This window comes from Nocardia vinacea NBRC 16497 (genome assembly GCF_000308835.1).
Taxonomy (GTDB): domain Bacteria; phylum Actinomycetota; class Actinomycetes; order Mycobacteriales; family Mycobacteriaceae; genus Nocardia; species Nocardia vinacea.
Genome location: NZ_BAGN01000124.1, coordinates 1 through 15866, shown reverse-complemented (window position 1 = coordinate 15866; position 15866 = coordinate 1). Strand labels below are relative to the sequence as shown.

Annotated in this window: 19 protein-coding genes and 2 pseudogenes; 11 read left to right on the top strand and 10 right to left on the bottom strand. The window is 65.4% G+C overall.

The genetic code is table 11. The features are described 5' to 3' along the window. Window positions 1-135: 135 nt before the first annotated feature. Window positions 136-414 carry a hypothetical protein gene (locus ON44_RS17365; RefSeq protein WP_040691313.1) on the top strand — a complete coding sequence of 93 codons (279 nt, stop codon included), beginning with the start codon at window positions 136-138 and terminating at the stop codon, window positions 412-414. On the opposite strand, the gene ON44_RS17360 is transcribed toward ON44_RS17365, so the two are convergent. Then, complete coding sequence (locus ON44_RS17360; protein ID WP_040691312.1) at window positions 401-1174, bottom strand: DUF72 domain-containing protein; 774 nt, start codon at window positions 1172-1174, stop codon at window positions 401-403. The two genes, ON44_RS17365 and ON44_RS17360, sit on opposite strands and share 14 nt — an antisense overlap. Before the next feature lie 74 nt (window positions 1175-1248). On the opposite strand from ON44_RS17360, the gene ON44_RS17355 reads away from it, so the two are divergent. Beyond that, on the top strand, window positions 1249-1716 hold the full coding sequence (locus ON44_RS17355) for a DUF4383 domain-containing protein (protein ID WP_051182133.1): 468 nt from the start codon (window positions 1249-1251) through the stop codon (window positions 1714-1716). Here ON44_RS17355 and ON44_RS17350 read toward each other — a convergent pair. Further along, a complete protein-coding gene (locus ON44_RS17350) occupies window positions 1710-2813 on the bottom strand; it encodes a glutamate--cysteine ligase 2 (protein WP_040691310.1) in 1104 nt (367 codons plus the stop codon). The two genes, ON44_RS17355 and ON44_RS17350, sit on opposite strands and share 7 nt — an antisense overlap. 112 nt (window positions 2814-2925) lie before the next feature. Here ON44_RS17350 and ON44_RS17345 point away from each other — a divergent pair, with 112 nt between their 5' ends. The 6 genes from ON44_RS17345 (at window position 2926) to ON44_RS17320 (ending at window position 7037) form a co-directional block, all read left to right on the top strand. Further along, window positions 2926-3522 (top strand): type 1 glutamine amidotransferase domain-containing protein, encoded by a 597-nt coding sequence (locus tag ON44_RS17345; RefSeq protein WP_051182132.1) that lies wholly within the window; start codon window positions 2926-2928, stop codon window positions 3520-3522. A gap of 38 nt (window positions 3523-3560) precedes the next feature. Then, the gene (locus tag ON44_RS17340) at window positions 3561-4091 is read left to right on the top strand and encodes a pyridoxamine 5'-phosphate oxidase family protein (RefSeq protein WP_040691309.1); all 531 of its coding nucleotides are present in this window, start codon (window positions 3561-3563) and stop codon (window positions 4089-4091) included. A gap of 57 nt (window positions 4092-4148) precedes the next feature. After that, window positions 4149-4934 (top strand): helix-turn-helix domain-containing protein, encoded by a 786-nt coding sequence (locus ON44_RS17335; protein WP_040691308.1) that lies wholly within the window; start codon window positions 4149-4151, stop codon window positions 4932-4934. A 17-nt stretch (window positions 4935-4951) separates the two neighbouring features. Then, window positions 4952-5257, top strand: coding sequence for a hypothetical protein (locus ON44_RS17330; RefSeq protein WP_218007594.1), 306 nt, complete (start codon window positions 4952-4954; stop codon window positions 5255-5257). Between the two features lie 218 nt (window positions 5258-5475). Continuing rightward, on the top strand, window positions 5476-6078 hold the full coding sequence (locus tag ON44_RS17325) for a hypothetical protein (RefSeq protein WP_157187199.1): 603 nt from the start codon (window positions 5476-5478) through the stop codon (window positions 6076-6078). Window positions 6079-6428: 350 nt separating this feature from the next. After that, window positions 6429-7037 carry a hypothetical protein gene (locus ON44_RS17320; protein WP_157187198.1) on the top strand — a complete coding sequence of 203 codons (609 nt, stop codon included), beginning with the start codon at window positions 6429-6431 and terminating at the stop codon, window positions 7035-7037. 172 nt (window positions 7038-7209) lie between these two features. Here the strand turns inward: ON44_RS17320 and ON44_RS54030 are convergent, their stop codons facing one another. The 4 genes and pseudogenes from ON44_RS54030 to ON44_RS48350 form a co-directional block, all read right to left on the bottom strand. Further along, window positions 7210-7707: a hypothetical protein gene (locus tag ON44_RS54030; protein ID WP_174415075.1), complete on the bottom strand. Its 498-nt coding sequence runs from the start codon at window positions 7705-7707 to the stop codon at window positions 7210-7212. Between the two features lie 272 nt (window positions 7708-7979). Further along, window positions 7980-8189 (bottom strand): hypothetical protein, encoded by a 210-nt coding sequence (locus ON44_RS17310; protein ID WP_157187197.1) that lies wholly within the window; start codon window positions 8187-8189, stop codon window positions 7980-7982. A gap of 71 nt (window positions 8190-8260) precedes the next feature. After that, a complete protein-coding gene (locus ON44_RS17305) occupies window positions 8261-8953 on the bottom strand; it encodes a class I SAM-dependent methyltransferase (protein WP_040691338.1) in 693 nt (230 codons plus the stop codon). Between the two features lie 172 nt (window positions 8954-9125). Continuing rightward, a pseudogene (locus tag ON44_RS48350) lies at window positions 9126-9233 on the bottom strand (ATP-binding protein); the annotation flags it as partial. A gap of 113 nt (window positions 9234-9346) precedes the next feature. On the opposite strand from ON44_RS48350, the gene ON44_RS17300 reads away from it, so the two are divergent. Then, entirely contained in the window at window positions 9347-10216 is an 870-nt protein-coding gene (locus tag ON44_RS17300; RefSeq protein WP_218007593.1) for a fructosamine kinase family protein, read from the top strand. A 320-nt stretch (window positions 10217-10536) separates the two neighbouring features. On the opposite strand, the gene ON44_RS17295 is transcribed toward ON44_RS17300, so the two are convergent. From ON44_RS17295 to ON44_RS17280, 4 genes are all read right to left on the bottom strand, one after another. Further along, a complete protein-coding gene (locus ON44_RS17295) occupies window positions 10537-11421 on the bottom strand; it encodes an RNA polymerase sigma-70 factor (RefSeq protein WP_051182135.1) in 885 nt (294 codons plus the stop codon). A 227-nt stretch (window positions 11422-11648) separates the two neighbouring features. Beyond that, window positions 11649-12521 carry a TIGR03619 family F420-dependent LLM class oxidoreductase gene (locus ON44_RS17290; protein ID WP_040691299.1) on the bottom strand — a complete coding sequence of 291 codons (873 nt, stop codon included), beginning with the start codon at window positions 12519-12521 and terminating at the stop codon, window positions 11649-11651. A gap of 1 nt (window position 12522) precedes the next feature. After that, window positions 12523-14004: an FAD-binding protein gene (locus ON44_RS17285; protein ID WP_040691297.1), complete on the bottom strand. Its 1482-nt coding sequence runs from the start codon at window positions 14002-14004 to the stop codon at window positions 12523-12525. Beyond that, a complete protein-coding gene (locus ON44_RS17280) occupies window positions 13995-14501 on the bottom strand; it encodes a VOC family protein (protein ID WP_040691296.1) in 507 nt (168 codons plus the stop codon). The genes ON44_RS17285 and ON44_RS17280 overlap by 10 nt, the downstream gene beginning before the upstream one ends. Window positions 14502-14611: 110 nt before the next feature. On the opposite strand from ON44_RS17280, the gene ON44_RS17275 reads away from it, so the two are divergent. Both ON44_RS17275 and ON44_RS17270 read left to right on the top strand, forming a co-directional pair. After that, window positions 14612-15247, top strand: a complete 636-nt coding sequence (locus tag ON44_RS17275; RefSeq protein WP_040691295.1) for a TetR family transcriptional regulator — start codon at window positions 14612-14614, stop codon at window positions 15245-15247. A 245-nt stretch (window positions 15248-15492) separates the two neighbouring features. Then, a pseudogene (locus tag ON44_RS17270) lies at window positions 15493-15866 on the top strand (ROK family protein); the annotation flags it as partial.

The following is a 15866-nucleotide window of genomic DNA, read 5'->3' as shown; positions in this document are numbered from 1 at the left end:
TCGGACATTTCAGACAGATTCCGCCGAGACCGCCCGAAAGTCTCAGCCGCCGTCCATACTGTCCGGTACCGGCCTGGTTATTGCTCGGTTATCTGCCGCTCATCGCTCGCCTCGACCTGGAATGAGTATGCGCCCATGATGCTGATTACCTTGCACGAGACCGTCCTTGCTCAAATCGGGGATCCGACGCCCGAGGCTCCGCCCAATTCGGAAAAGATCCTGCAGATGGTCCGGTACCTGACCTGGCTGGTCCTGCTGTCGGGTGTCTGCGGCATCACCTACGCCGGCGGCCGGTTCGCCTGGGAGAAGTGGAGCAACAGCACCCTGGACTCGCCGAAGATGCTCGCCGGCGCGATGGTCGGTGGTGTCATCGCGACCAGCGCGGGCACCATCATGAACGCTATCGTCGGCTGAAACTCGTTGCGGGAGTTCGGCTGACGGTGGCTCCGGCCGTGGCGGCGGCCCGCGCGAAGACAACCGCGTCGCGGACCGCCGCGCCGCCGGGATCGTTGTTGAAGTAGACGAACACCTCCGCACGATCCGGCCAGGTGTCGGCCAGCCGTCGCGCCCAACTGGTGAGTGCCGTACGCCCGTAGCGCGGTGCCGGTGTCGCACGTCCGGAATGCAGTCGCAGATAACCCCAATCCGTCGTCCGCCACAGCGGGGCGACCGGCCGGGACCGGACATCGGCCCAGCACAGCGCCGCGCCGCATTTCGTCAGCACGGCACGCACTTCGGGAATCCACCAGGAATCGTGCCTGGGTTCGACCGCGATCCGGACGTCGGGCGGAAAACAGCGCAGGCAGGCGTCGAGCAGTGCCGGATCGGCTCGCAGCGTCGGCGGCAGCTGCAACAGCACCGGCCCGAGCTTGTCGCCCAGCGCGCGGGCGTGCTCCATCAAACGCCCGACCGGCTCTTCTGGTTCGCGCAGCCGCTTGATGTGGGTGAGGAAGCGGCTTGCCTTGACCGCGAAACAGAAGTCCGGCGGTGTCCGGTCCCGCCATGTCGCGAAGGTCTCGCTGCTGGGTAGTCGATAGAAGGCATTGTTGCTCTCGACCGTCACGAAGCCCGCGGCGTAGGTTTCGAGCCACACACGCTGCGGAACGTTCGCCGGATACAGCACGTTGCGCCAGTCCCGGTACTGCCAACCCGATGTGCCGACGAGTAGGGGCATCCCTCCATCGAAGCACTTTCCGATGACCGCTATCTCAACTACGCTGTGTAGTAGGTACGGTCAGGGAGGGCGCGATGAGCGAACAATCGGTGATCGAGCGGCGAATCGACTGGACGCGGTGGAGTTTTCTGCAGTGGGCCGTCCTCGTGATCGGGGCGGTCCATATCGTGTGGGCGATCGCGGGGTGGGTCGCCGAGCCCAGTTTCGAACTCGGCGAACACGCACCGGCGACACCGGTACTCGGCATAGACTACAACGGCTGGCACGCGGTGGCCGGGCTACTGCTGTTCGGCCCCGCGCTGATCGTCGCGACCCGCAAGTCCTGGTCGGCCTGGTACTGCGTGCTCGCCGGAATGGGCGGTGGATTCGCGGTCGGGGTGTGGGCGCTGTTCTCACATCATGTGCTGATATTCAGCTTCCCGAGTCACATCACCGACGCGATCGAGCACATGGCGACCGGTGCGACGCTGCTCGCGATCGTCGCTGTACAGATCGTCCGGGACGGCGGCGCGCGTCCGGTATTCGGCCTGTCCGGTCAGTAACACCCTTCGAGGGTGGCGGCGGCGACTACATCGATGACGTCGCTGACATCGTCGTGTGCGCTCATAGCGGTGCGTTGTCGCCGGGCGCCGTTACCGCGCGCAAGAACCGCTTCGACGGTATCGGCGACGAACTGCTGGTCACCCGACTGCTCGAGCGCGGGGGTGAGGTAGTCCACGAGCCCGGCCAGCAGGGTGTGGGCGGGAAGGGCGTGACCGCTGATCGTGTCGAGCCCGTATCCGTCCAGGCCGGATCGGGCGGCCTTCCAATACGCGGCCCGCAAAATCTCCGTGGGCACCGGGGGTGGTGGCAGCCCATCGTGTATCGCCGTCTGCGCCATGGCGACAGCGGCGCGAATCAGCGTGGCCAACAACGCCGTTTCCTCGACCGTCGCAGGTACATCACTGACGCGCACCTCGACGGTCGGGTATGTGGCCGAGGGCCGCACATCCCAATACACCATCGCAGTATCGAGAATGCTGCCGCTGGCGAACATCATCTGCACCATGTCGTCGTAATCCGCGACTGAATCGAAGAAGGGTGGGGGACCGGCACTCGGCCACCGCCGCCACATAATGCTGCGCCAGCTGGCGTATCCGGTATCGGTGGCGCGGTAGACCGCGGAATTGGCCGTCAACGACAACAACACCGGTAACCATGGCCGCAAATAATTCCCGACCCGCACCGCGATATCGCGCGATGGCACCCCGACGTGGACATGGCAGCCGCACAAACCCTGCTCATGGGCGAGCAGCCCGAAATGGTGTTCGATGAGTCGATAGCGCGGGGTATCGGTGACCGGATACGCATCCGGCACCGTGGGCGGCACCGCCACCGCGAGCAACCTGGCACCGTTCTTCTCCGCGCAACTCGCCACGCTGCGGCGCAGTCGGCGCAGGTCATCGAGTAATTCGGGGGTCCGGGTATGCACCCCGGTATTGATCTCGACCTGACAGCGCGTCAACTCCAACTGCAGATCGATGCCGACGTCGGCGGCCGCCGCCGCGACTTCGACGTTCCGCGGACTCGGCGCACCCGTGATCGGATCCGCCAGAAGGAATTCCTCTTCCACGCCGACAGTGGGCAGGGCCGCGGCCATTACTGGAGTTTACTGCGCAAATCGCTGATCCGGACGGGTGCGGGAATCGTTTGAGTGCCCCGCGCCGGGGTAGGCCGACCTTGGTGAAGGATGGGCGAGAAAGGGGTCCGGTATGTCCGAGGAATTGCGCGGTGTGCGCGCATTGGTCATCACCGCGAATACCGGCGTCGAACACGACGAGCTGCTGATGCCGCTGGACTGGTTGCGCGAACACGGAGCCGTCGCCGTGCACGCGACCCCCGAACGCGGCGAGGTCCAGACTTTTCGACACGATGTCGACAAGGATGAGGTCGTGCAGCCGGATGCGGCGCTCAACGATCTCGAGGTCGACGATTTCGACCTGCTCGTCGTACCGGGCGGAACTGTGAACGTGGACAAATTGCGCGTCTGCGATCGCGCTGTGGAAGTCGCACAACAGTTCGTGCGTGCGGGCAAGCCCGTCGCGGCGATCTGCCACGGCCCATGGCTGCTCGTGGAGGCCGACGTCGTCGCGGGCAAGACCTTGACGTCCTATCACTCGCTGCGCACCGATGTCGTCAATGCCGAGGGACGCTGGATCGATCGCGCTGTGGTGCGTTCCGACGAGAACGGCTGGCCGCTGATCACCTCCCGCAGTCCCGGCGACCTCACCGAATTCACCGACGCGATCGGCGCCGAGCTCACCGCGGCCCAGTCGGCCCAGGCCTTCGTCGGCGATGAAATCTTCTGACACCGGTGAGTTCCCCGGACCCAGAGCGTCCTACTGATATGGACACAATCAATCTCGCCGACCGCTACGAGCTGCCGCCGATCGGCTGGGACAGCATTCGCAAACGACTCGACGCGGGCATCGAACAAGCCCCCGGCACCGGCGGCCTCGACCGGCACACCTGCTGGCTGACCACGATCAATCCCGACGGCAGCCCGCACGTCACCGCCGTCGGCGCGCTCTGGGTGGACGGCGCCTTCTGGTTCACCACCGGCGCCCGAAGCCGCAAGGGCCGCAACCTGGCTCGCGATCCGCGCTGCTCGATGAGCGTGGCCACCCACGAATTCGATCTGGTCGTGGATGGCACCGCGACCAGGATCGCCGATCCCGCCGCCGTCGCCGATATGGCCCGGCGCTGGGCCGACGGCGGCTGGCCCTGTCGCGTCGACGACACCGGCGAGGCGCTCACCGCTGAATACAGCGCCCCCTCCGCGGGCCCGCCGCCGTGGCACGTGTACCGCCTGACCGCGCTCACCGCAACCGCGCTGTCCACCGTGGAACCCGGCGGCGCGACCCGCTGGCGGTTCTGAGTCGCCGCACGTCCATTACCCGTCAGGTAATCGTGCCGAAGCCGCAGGCTTCGTAGGATCGGCAGGGTGAGTACGCAGACAGCCGGTGACCTGTTGCGCCACTGGCGGCTCGAGCGCAGGCTCAGCCAGCTGGAATTGGCCGGGCGCGCCGAAACCTCCGCGCGGCATCTGAGCTTCATCGAAACGGGTCGCGCGAATCCCAGCCGCACCATGCTCGTGCACCTGTGCGAGCAGTTGGAGATCCCGTTGCGGGAACGCAATCGGCTGCTCCTCGCGGCTGGATTCGCACCCGCCTACGCCGAACCATCCCTCGATACGCCCGCGATGGATGCGGTGCGCGGTGCGATGCGCCAAATCCTCGTGGGCCACGACCCCTATCCCGCGCTGGCCATCGACCAGAGCTGGAATATGATCGACGCCAATTCCGGTGTGGCACTGCTGTTGACGGGCATCGACCCGAAACTGCTCACCGCACCGGTCAATGCCCTGCGCCTGAGCCTGCATCCCGACGGTATGGCCGGCCGCATCATCAATCTCGCCGAATGGCGCGGCCATATCTTCGAACGCCTGTCCCGTCAGATCGAAGTCACCGGTTCGCCGGAGTTGATCGATCTCCGCGACGAATTGCGCGAATATCCCGGCGGCACAGTCGATCTCACCCTCCCCGAACCGGACCAGGCCGTGGTGCCGCTCCGCCTGCGCCACGACGACCACGAACTGTCCTTCATCAGCATCACTACCGTCTTCGGCACCCCGATGAACGTCACCGTCGCCGAACTCGCCATCGAATCGTTCTTCCCGGCCGACGAGGAGACCAAGAAGCGCCTCAACGCCGCGTCGTGATGAGCGTGCGCTGTGCCGTGTCGGTGATCGACGCCGGTGGCTACGGCATCCGGTATGACGACCCGAGTTCGCTTGCGCCGCATCGAGCCCATGGCGGCGGTGTGCGTCGAGTTCTGCTCGCCGAGGCCGCCGTCGGACCACGGCATCCGCTGATGAAGGGCGCGTCGACTAGGTCATCGGACACCGTCCGCCCGCTGCTCTTCTTCGATCCGCGGGCCACGGCGCACCTGCTGGCGTCGATGCTCCAACCGCATACCCACGGTGGAGATCTCGGCCATATCCGCGCAGGGATTACGTCTACGCCACCCGCCGAATCGCGCTGACATCCGGCCACGCCTTGACATTCGGCTCCAGTGAGCCGCGCTCAATCCGGCAAGTCGCATCACCGGAGAACGCGAACCGCGAAAAGGACGACAATTGGCCAGCAGTTGCGCATTAGCTTTGCTTACGAACGACTTTCAAGCCGAAATATTTGAAACACCGCATGTGGTTCGCGCGATGAGACGATTATGTTGCCGGGGCGGCCGCGGAAGAAGCTGACATGATCGACGGAATGGGTGTTGCCACTTACGTGGCCGCGGCGTTGGGGGCGACAAGCGGGAGGGCCGTGGACCGCTCGCTGGATCAAGGGTTGACCGCTCTTACCGGCACGGTCACACGCAGGCTAGGACGACGCGCACTCGACGACCTCGACCGGAATCCGCACAGCATGGCCGCACGCCGCCAGCTCGCCGATCAGATCGAACGCGCGGCATCCGCCGACGCGGAATTCGCCCGCGAACTCGCGGCCCTGCAAGCCACGCTCGACAGACTGAACGGCGGAACCGTGATCAACACCGCGACCCACGGCAGCCGGATCGTCACCGGCTGCAGAGGCATCACGGCCGGGGGCAGCATTCACAACACCACATACGACATAGCATCGGATGAAGATCTGTCCCGAGCTCCGATCTGGACCAAGGCACTGTTGTGGATCGGCTTGGTGTTCGTCGGTATCGGCTTCGCCGGCGGTCTGATCGGCATGTCCCAAGGCGGGGCGGTGTCAGAGCAGTTCAACTTGCTGCCGTTCTTCCTCATCGGCGGTGTCCTCATGACCTTCGCCGAGCTCGGCGCGAGAACGTCGACACCTAGACGGCGCCGGTAGACCGGAAGCGTCCGGAGTCCCAGCCGCCCTGCGGCGCTGCGGGCCGAGCAGAACATCGCGCGACGAGTGAGATCCGCCGTGGGAAAGTTCGAGCTGGAAACAAACGCAGCGGTTTACTGGAAGACAGCTGCGTGAAGGCATTTCCGCGCATCAAATGAAAACACGCTGTGGGTATGGGTTTTCGATATCTACGATGCGCGATCGTATCCAACTCCTGGCATGCGTCCCGCTACCGCGAGGCCGTGCTGAAACCCGGTGAGCTGATTGTTCGGTCGGAATGTTCGAAACGCCGCATGTGGTTCGTTCGATGAGATGATTATGTTGCCGGGGCGGCTTGGGAGGAGCCTGACATGATCGACGGAATGGTCGTTGCCGCATATGTGGCTGCGGCACTGGGGGCAGCCGGCGGACGGCTCGTGGACCGGTCACTGGATCAAGGACTGACCGCCCTCACCGGCGCCGTCACACGCCGACTGGGACGACGCGCACTCGACGACCTCGACCGAAATCCGAACAGCATGGCCGCACGCCGTCAACTCGCCGACGCGATCGAACGCGCGGCATCCGCCGACGCGGAATTCGCCCGCGAACTCGCCCAACTCCGAGACAGACTCGACCGGATGAACGGCCCGACCATCATCAACACCGCCACCCACGGTAGCCGAATCGTCACCGGCGGAGATGGCCTGACTGCTGGTGACGACGTCTATAACACCACCTACGATTCCCCTGCTCCGGGCGATTTGTCGCGGGCACCTCTCTGGAGCAGAGTCCTGATCTGGATCGGCACGACAATCGGAGTGATCGGCTGGGCGATCGCCGCGATCGCGATTGCCCAGCACACGCCAGGACACATGAACGATGCCACAAACGGATTCGTGGTCTTCATGATCGGAGTCGGCATCGCGATAGTGGGGCAATACGGCGCCAGCACGTCGAGGCCTCGACGACGGCGGTGACGCTGACAGTTCGAGCGGACGGTGCGTGCTGCGAACCTGCCTGCCGGGAAGGCCTCGGCAGACAACGCTTCGCCTCCATCGCTGAGGCCGGGCAGTTCTGTCGAGTGTTCTTCACCTACTACAACACCGTCCACCGGCACTCCGGGATCGGATTACACACTGCCGTAACAGTTCACGGCGCCACCGCCACCGAGATCCGCGCCGAACGCGGCTTAGTCCTCACCGCCGCGTACACAGCCAACCCGACACGGTCGGGTGGCCACCCACCCCACCCCGGCTGCCCACGACCGCCTGGATCAACGGCGGCCGCGACGATGTCGTCGCCGAACACCTCGTCCCAGCGATTGTCGCGTCGTGGCGTGCTCGTGGGTTCAGCCCGGTCACCATCGACAACGACATCGGGTTGCTCGAGCGTGCTCTGGCCGCGCTGGGGCGGCCGGCATGGGAAGTCGCAGCCGACGACATCGACCGCGTCGTCGGCGATCTCGCGGTCGCGGGCCGGGCTCCAGCGACCCGACGCGAATATGTCCAGATCTTCAAGGGTTTTCACCGCTTCCTGCAAGTTCGCAAGGCCGCCGAGATCGAGGCCGGATTCGGCGTCAAACTGGTGTGCCCGGTCGACGAGTTCAACGCGTCTCGGCATGTGGGCGATGGGTCGCTGGGTGCCCATGCTGGACGGCCTGGATCTGGTGCTGCGATGGTTCTTGAGCGATGTCCGCCCGAAGTTCCCGGATTCGCCCGTGTTGTTCGCCGACGAATCCGGTGGAGCGTTGCATCCGGCGACCATCCGTCCTGCGGCAGTTCTTCCAATTCGCTCGGACGCGCCACCTTGTTTTGATCAGCCCCGTGACGGGTCTGGAAGCCAAGGACCCCAAGGGATTTCAGGGTCGAACTCTGACTCTCGCCCAGCAGCGAACCCTGTTCGGCCGCTGGACCACTGACTCAGCCGTGCATCCTCACGAGGCTCTGGTCGGGATGCTCGCGCTGCTTCACGGCGCCTCCAGTCAGGAAGCTCGCCTGCTGCGCTGCGACGATATCGACCAGCATCAGCACACCGTTCGGCTGGGAAACCGGCCGCATCTGGTTCCCGTGGATCCTGCGACGTGGGCAGTCCTCGATCGCTCCGACGCTCGTCGCCGCCGGCTTCGGCATGGTTCCGGAATCCCCGCTGATCCATCTCGCCGACACCATCGACCCCACCCGACTGCCGAGCCGATAAGACCTCATGGGCAACGGAGTTTGACGGTCAGGAAGGTCGGAATCTGGTGTGTCTTGTCGTATCGACGTGGATCAACAACACGGGCCTGCTCTGTTGCCCGCGGCTCCACCAGCTCTTCCAGCACGAACCCGGCGCTGAGAAGCTCGCCTAGAAACGTCTGCAGCGGCATCCGGCGGAAGCGGATGAAACCATCACCAAGAGGCAATTGAACGGGATCGTCTGCGAAGTAGGAACCACCGAAGTAGACCCAGTCAGCGGTCGGATGGGTCGTGGAGACCAGCAGGCGCCCGCCTGACCGCAGAACGCGCCGAATCTCGGCGAGTAGTTGCTCGCGTGCGTCTATGTGGTGATAGACCAGGGCCATCACAACCAGATCGAACGACTTGTCGTCCAAGAAGGCCAGCCGCTCCTCGAGGTCGTGGTGGTGCAAGTTGCCACCGTCGCCGAGGCGCTGCCGCGCAGCGTTCAGCAGGGATTCGCTCCCATCGACGCCGACGACCTTCGCAGCCCCCACCCCCAGCAGTTCGGCAGCGAAATGGCCTGCCCCGCAACCTAGATCCAAGACTTGTAAACCGCTGACGTCACCAGCGAGCTCGAGCATGGCCGGCCGATCGGTATAAGCGTTGTAGGCGTTGTCAGTTGACAGAGTGGCGAACTGCTCGCCAAGCTCACCGTGGTATGCGGTCTCGGCTTTCATCCGATCATCCTCGCAGCTGGCGTCACGACTCACCACACGCTCTGCTCCAACGAGGTTGTCGCAGTGGACGATTACCGCGAGAGGCCTGTTCAAGGCGTTGGCCAGCGAACCACCGAAATGCCGAACCGCTGATCGGCACCATTGATGCTCAGGTTCGTGCGAACAAGTGCGCTTTCCCGAAGGGCTTGTTGCTGGTCACGATCAAACTCGCCCGCTCATACCGGGAGGAGGCCAGTTGGAAGAACAGGTTGGCAGCCTCGGACTCGAACGGGATCGATCCTCCCGCCGCGCGCTGCTATCCCGATTGCTACATGTGAACAGCGGCCGAGCGAACAACCGTGCCGGAGTAGGGGCTGGGCGGGGTAGGTTCGAGGGCGTGGGAAGGGGACCGAAGTGAGGGGCGTGGCGAATCTCGCGGCACTGGTCGGCGTGACGGTGGATTCGATCACCGATCTGGGGTCACAGCATTCGTGGACGTTGCATCGGGCGGTTCTCGGTGACGGGCGCGAGGTCTTCGTGAAGGCCGCGCACGACCAGGCGTCGGTATTCGAGGCGGAGGCGGCGGGGTTGCGCTGGCTCGCTGCGGGGGCTCCGGAGTTGGTGCCCGAGGTGCTGGCTGTCGATGACGGGATGCTGGTGCTGCCGTGGGTATCCGCGGCCGCGCCGAGCTCATCCGCCGCGGAGCGTTTCGGGCGCGAACTTGCTGCGCTGCACGCGGATTCGCCGGGATCGTTCGGCGCGCCGTGGTCGGGTTGGATCGCCGATCTGCCGCTGGACAACACCGAGGTCGATGGCTCGTGGGCGCGCTGGTACGCCGACTATCGCCTCGCCCCATATGTGCCGAGGGCCGCCGCGGCGCTCGGTCGCGATGGAATTCGCTTGGTGGAGCGCGTGATAGAGAGTATCGAAACCTTGGCGGGGCCACCCGAACCACCCAGCCGCATCCATGGCGATCTGTGGTCCGGCAACGTCCTGTGGACCGCCGACCACGCACTCGTCATCGACCCCGCCGCCCACGGCGGTCACCGCGAAACCGACCTCGCCATGCTCGCCCTCTTCGGCACCCCACACCTGGACCGAATCCGCGCTGCCTACCACGAAACCCACCCGCTCGCCGACGACTGGCAGGCCCGAATACCGCTGCACCAACTGCACCCACTCCTCGTGCATGTCGTCCTCTTCGGCAGCTCCTACCGATCCCAAACCCTCGCCGCCGCCTCGGCCGCCCTGGCCGCATCGCATCTACAGGACCGCACCCCGTAAGACCGCGCGCTCAGGGCTGCGCGTTCACGAGGGCGCAGCACGGTGACGTATGCGGTGGTCCCTCAGGGGCCATACACGGCGCGGACAGGCCGACCTCGTCGGCCGGTAGACCCGTACTCGAGACCGCGCGGTCCGGGACAGTGCGCTCGGGAGGGCGTCCTCCGTAGGGCCTAGCACGGTGAGGTGTGCTGGGTTCCTGGGCGCGTCGCGGTAGCAGGCCTGGTCGGGCCGACCTCTTCGGCGAGCACTGCTCGCTGGCCTGGCGATCATGCCCCGACAGGCCCAGGCCTATGCGCAGCGCCCATCCGAGGCCAACGAATTCAGCGACGCAGGGCAGTTTCCCGCCGCACATGCGACAACTTCTCGGGATTGCGGACGGCGTAGATGCCGGTGACGAGCCCTTCGTCGATGCGCACCGCCATGACCGTATCGAGCTCGTCGTCGAGCCGTATGACCAGTGCCGGGTAGCCGTTGACCTGGGCCGGTTGCAGCGACAAGGCAGCAGTGACTCTGCCCGGGAAGGCGGCCAGCAGGCGGGCCACCTTGTCTGCTCCCGTGACAGGCCGCGGCAGGGCTTGTTTGATTCCGCCCCCATCACCCAGCAGTACGACATCGGGCGCGAGCATATCGAGCAGACCCTGGATGTCGCCGGTTTCGACCGCCCGCTGGAACGCCGCGAGCACGTCTCGGGTTCGGGCCGCCGAAACTGGTCCGCGAGGTCGGCGCGCGGCCACATGTGCTCGGGCGCGATGGGCGATCTGGCGGACCGCGGCCGGGGTTTTGTCGACGGCGTCGGCGATCTCGTCGTAGGGCAGATCGAACACCTCGCGCAGTACGAATACCGCGCGCTCGGTCGGGGCAAGTGTCTCGAGTACCAACAGCATCGCCATGGAGACGTTCTCGGCGAGTTCGACATCGTCGGCGACGTCGGGTGTGGTGAGCAGTGGTTCCGGCAGCCAGGGGCCGATGTAGGACTCTTTGCGGCGTCCGAGCGTGCGTAGTCGGTCGAGTGATTGGCGGGTGGTGATCCGGACCAGGTAGGCACGCTGGTCCTGCACGGTGTCGAGGTCGACGCCTGCCCACCGTAGCCACGTTTCTTGCAGGACGTCTTCGGCGTCGGCGGCCGATCCGAGCATTTCGTAGGCGACGGTGAAGAGCAGGTTGCGGTGGGTGACGAAGACTTCGGTGGCAGGATCCGCACTCACGACTGTGCCCCCGGCATCCGGAAGTGTGTGGCCACGGGTGGCTCCTGTCTGTTGGATCTCGACTGCGTCGCTCACCAGACGCCGGACCACCACATTTTGTGACACCAGGCGCATGTGACGGGCATCGGGGGCGCGGGGTTCGACGCCGCGGCGTCTGATGCACGCCCTGATCGCGATACCGGAGTCGCCGAGGACAAGGAGCCCCGGTGCCGGGGCTGCAGGTGAATTCAGCTCGTCTTCGCGATGACCTTCTCCGCGAACCGGGACAAGTGCGCGATCTTGGTGTCCAGCGATTCGGTATCCGGTTCGGTGGTGTACGGGTAGCGGAAGCCGACGATCACGTCGGTGACCCCCTTGTCCTCCAAACGCTTCACACCGTCCACGGTGAACCCGTCCAGCGAGATGACGTGGATCTCGAAATCCTTGCGGGTGCCGTATTCAGCACGCAGTACGTCGAGTTTCGCGAGCAACCGGTCCAATTCGGCCGGATCGCCGCCGGCATGCATCCAGCCATCGCCGCGCTGGGCTGCGCGCCGCAATGCCGGGCCGCTGTGTCCGCCGATGAGGATCGGAATCGGCTCGGTCGGCACGGGGCTGATCTTGATGGGCGGCAGATCGTAGAACTCCCCGTGGTATTCGAAATAGCCACCCGCGGTGAGCCCGCGCACGATATCGATGCACTCGTCCATGCGCGCGCCGCGGCGTTCGAACGGCACACCCATGATTTCGAAATCGTCCGGCCATGGACTGATGCCGACGCCGAACCCGAACCGGTTCCCGCTCAGTGCCGCGATCGAAGCGGCCTGCTTGGCCACCAGCACCGGTGGGCGGATGGGCAGCTTCACCACGAAGGGCGTCAGCCGCAGCGTCGTCGTGGCCGCCGCGATGGCCGCCGACAGTACGAAGGCCTCGATGAACGGTTTGTCCTCCAGGAACTCGCGATTGCCGTCGGGGGTATACGGATAGGTGGCGTCGGATTCCTTCGGATAGGCCACACTGTCGGCGATCGTCATCGACGTGTACCCGGCTGCCTCCGCGGCCTGTGCCAGCGGCACATAGAAGGTCGGGTCCGTCATCGTCTCGGCATAGGTGAATCGCATCTCAATCGCCTTCCATACTTTCGGCGCTGTGCGCCCTGTTCGATGCGGCGGATATGCCCGCCGCATGTGCACCCGCGCGTCGCCCGAAGTAGGACGCCTCGCCCAGACACGTCCCGCTGGAATAGCCGGAACTGTCCTGCGCCAGATTCGAGGCACACGCGCCGGCCGCATACAGCCCGGTGATCACCGATCCGTCGGTGCGAAGCACCGCACCATCGACCGAGGTCCGCAGCCCGCCGAGGGTGAACCCGACATACGTGGCTCGTCCCGGTGTGAGATCGAAGGCGCCCCACGGACCTTCGGTCAACGGCGTCAGCCAGTCGGAATGCTTACCGAATTCCGGATCGCGGCCCTGCGCCGCCGCGGCGTTGTAGTCCTCCAACGTCTTGCGCAGCGCATCGCTCGGCATGCCGAGCGCCGATGCCATCTCCGCCACCGAATCCCATCCGTCGACGAACTTCACCATCGGTAGCTCCGGCCACACCATATGTTTGTTGTCCACGATCAGGTACGCAGTCGAATCTGGTTGCGCGACAACAGCACCCGCGGTTCGCCCGTGATAGGAATCCTCCGCGACGAACCGCCGCCCCGCCTTGTTGACGATCACCCCGTACAACAGCTCGGCCGGAGGATAGAACGACGCGGTCATGAATGCCCCGTCCATCTGCGCCACATCACCGCCCGCCGACTGCCCGAGCCGAATGCCGATCCCGTCATCGGTCGGAACACCCAGCGGCAGAAAATGTTCGGCCAGCCGCGGCGTGTAAGCGGCGATCATCTCCGGGTTCATCACATATCCGCCCGCGGCGAGCACCACCGCTCCGGCGGCCGCACCGTCACGCCACCGCACCCCGACGACTCGCCCGCCGGCATCGACGACGAGCTGTCGCACCTCGGTCTCGTACCGGACCTCGATCCCCAGCTCCCGCACCCGCTCGGCGAGTACCGTCATCACCTGCTGCCCACCGCGCTCGGCGCGCGCATTCACCTTGTGCCCGCGCGGCGCGGGCCGCGCCTGCTCACGGTAGGGCCACACCTTCTCGTTGCCGGTCCACATCAGCCCCTCGGTACCCGGCTGCACCACCGCCTTTCCGGGATAGAACGACCGCTCGAACTCGACCCCGTGCGCCTCCAACCATTCGAAATGCGCGACACTCTCGGCGCAGTACACGCGAATCTTCGCCGTATCGGGCTCGGGAGTGACCGCCTCGAGGTAGGCGATCATCGCTTCGACACTGTCCGCATACCCGGTCGCCTGCTGCACCGGAGTACCGCCACCGAGATAGAAATGCCCGGCCGCCAACGCCGAAGCACCGCCCGCCGCGCCTGTGCGCTCGAGCAGCAGCACCCCTGCCCCCGCTTCGGCGGCGCTGATCGCCGCGCACGCTCCGGCGATACCGAATCCGACCACGATCACCCCCGCGGTCACATCCCACTCGACCGTTTCGGTAATGAGCTGGGGGAGTTCGGTTCCTACGCCCATGGGTTCGAAAACCCTTCCGGAATCAGATAATCGAACATCGCCTGCATATCCGCCGACAGCCGCATGAGCTCGACAACGGAACCGAGCGCGCCGCCGTCGAGATAGGCGAACTCCATCCCTACGCCCTCGAACGCGCCGCGAGCGAGGATCTCCGCTCCGCTCGCCTTCGCCTCGGCCAGCGCCGCGTCATAGTCTTCGGGCACCCACGCGACGTGATGCAGTCCGGGCCCGACTCTATCCAGGTGTTCGGAATACAAACTGGTCCCGGACTTGGGCTCGATCAACTCCAACTGCTGCCCGCCCGCATACCCCAGTGCCACCGTGATCGTGTAATCGGCGGGCGCGCCGCGCAATTCGCACAACTGCGGCCCGAAGTGCACGTCCGGGATGGTGAACCACTTCGCGACGCCGTATCGCTCGGTGAACTCGCGCCGGGCCGCCTCGATATCGCGCACCACCCAGCACAGCTGGAAGATCGGGCCCCGCGCGATGGTCATCGGATCACCTCGACTCTGCTGCACAAAGGCCGCCGCGCCTTCGCTTCGTATCGCCAAATTAAGCACTTACGCTTAATGTAGTCAACACTCGGGTTTAGTACAGTGCTGATATGGCCACCGAGGATCCGCGTGCCGCACTGCTCGACGCGGGTGAACGACTCATCGCCGAACGCGGCGTGGACGTCCCGCTCCGCGATATCGCCGCCGCCGCGGGCCAGCGCAACAACTCCGCGGTGCACTACTACTTCGACTCCCGTAGCGGTCTGCTCGAGGCCATCGTCGACCGCCGCATGAACTGGCTCGAAGACCGCCGAATGGGACTGCTCGCCCAATACGAGGCCGACGGCACCGCACACGAGATCCGCACACTGGTCGCGATGCTCGCCGCCCCCATCCTCGAACTCATCTACACGGCACAGGTCACCCACTACGGCCGCTTCCTCGAAGTGGTGCGCGCCCACCCCGTGATCGCCGACGCCCGCCGTCTCGCCGGCGCCGACCGCGCCGCCGTCCGCATCATCGCCACCCGCCTGGACGCGGCCCTCCCGCAACTCCCACCGCGCCGACGCCGCCAGCGCCTGGAAACCATGGCGACCGTCATGTTCGCCCTGATCGCCGACTATGAACGCGTGCTCGAAGCAGGCGTGCGCACCGCGGCCCCCGACAGCGACACCGCCGAGATCATCGACATGATCGTCGCGATGCTCACCTTGCCGGTGCGCGAAGCGACAGCGGGTGGTGCGTAAGGATTTGGCAAGGTGATCCGGGCGAGCTCGGCCACCCACGCGTTTTACGCTGCGGGGCAGTGAATCTGCGTTCATCGGCACGGAATGTGTACTGGGCCGAAAGAGCGAGCGCCGGTGGGCGACACTGTCCCGGCAGGTGCATGACGTCACGGTCGACCAACCTCGGAGGTCCCATGAGGGAGCCAGTCCACTTGTTACCGGCATTGCACAACCAGGACGAAAGGCGTTGTGGTGGTAGCTGATTCATGACCGTACTGGCATTGGATATCGGCCCTGCGGAATTCGCCGCGAGCCGGGTGGGTGGCGGCGTCGGCGCATGGGATATCAAGCGAATCCCGATACCGGCGAATGCGGTGTGGGACGGCTGCCGGGATCTGCTGCTCGATATCGCCGGAGACGACGAGATCACCGCGGTCGGTATTGCCTGCCCGGGGCCGATCGACAGGTCGGCCGGGATGATCGCGCCAGCGGGAATCCCGCAGTGGCACAGTGGATTCGATATCGTGACAGCGGTGCGGGGGTTATTCCCGGTCGCGGCCGTCGAGGTGGCGACCGACGGCCTGTGCGTGACCCTGAACGAACGAAACCTCGGTGGAGCTCACCACTCGGAGGCAATACT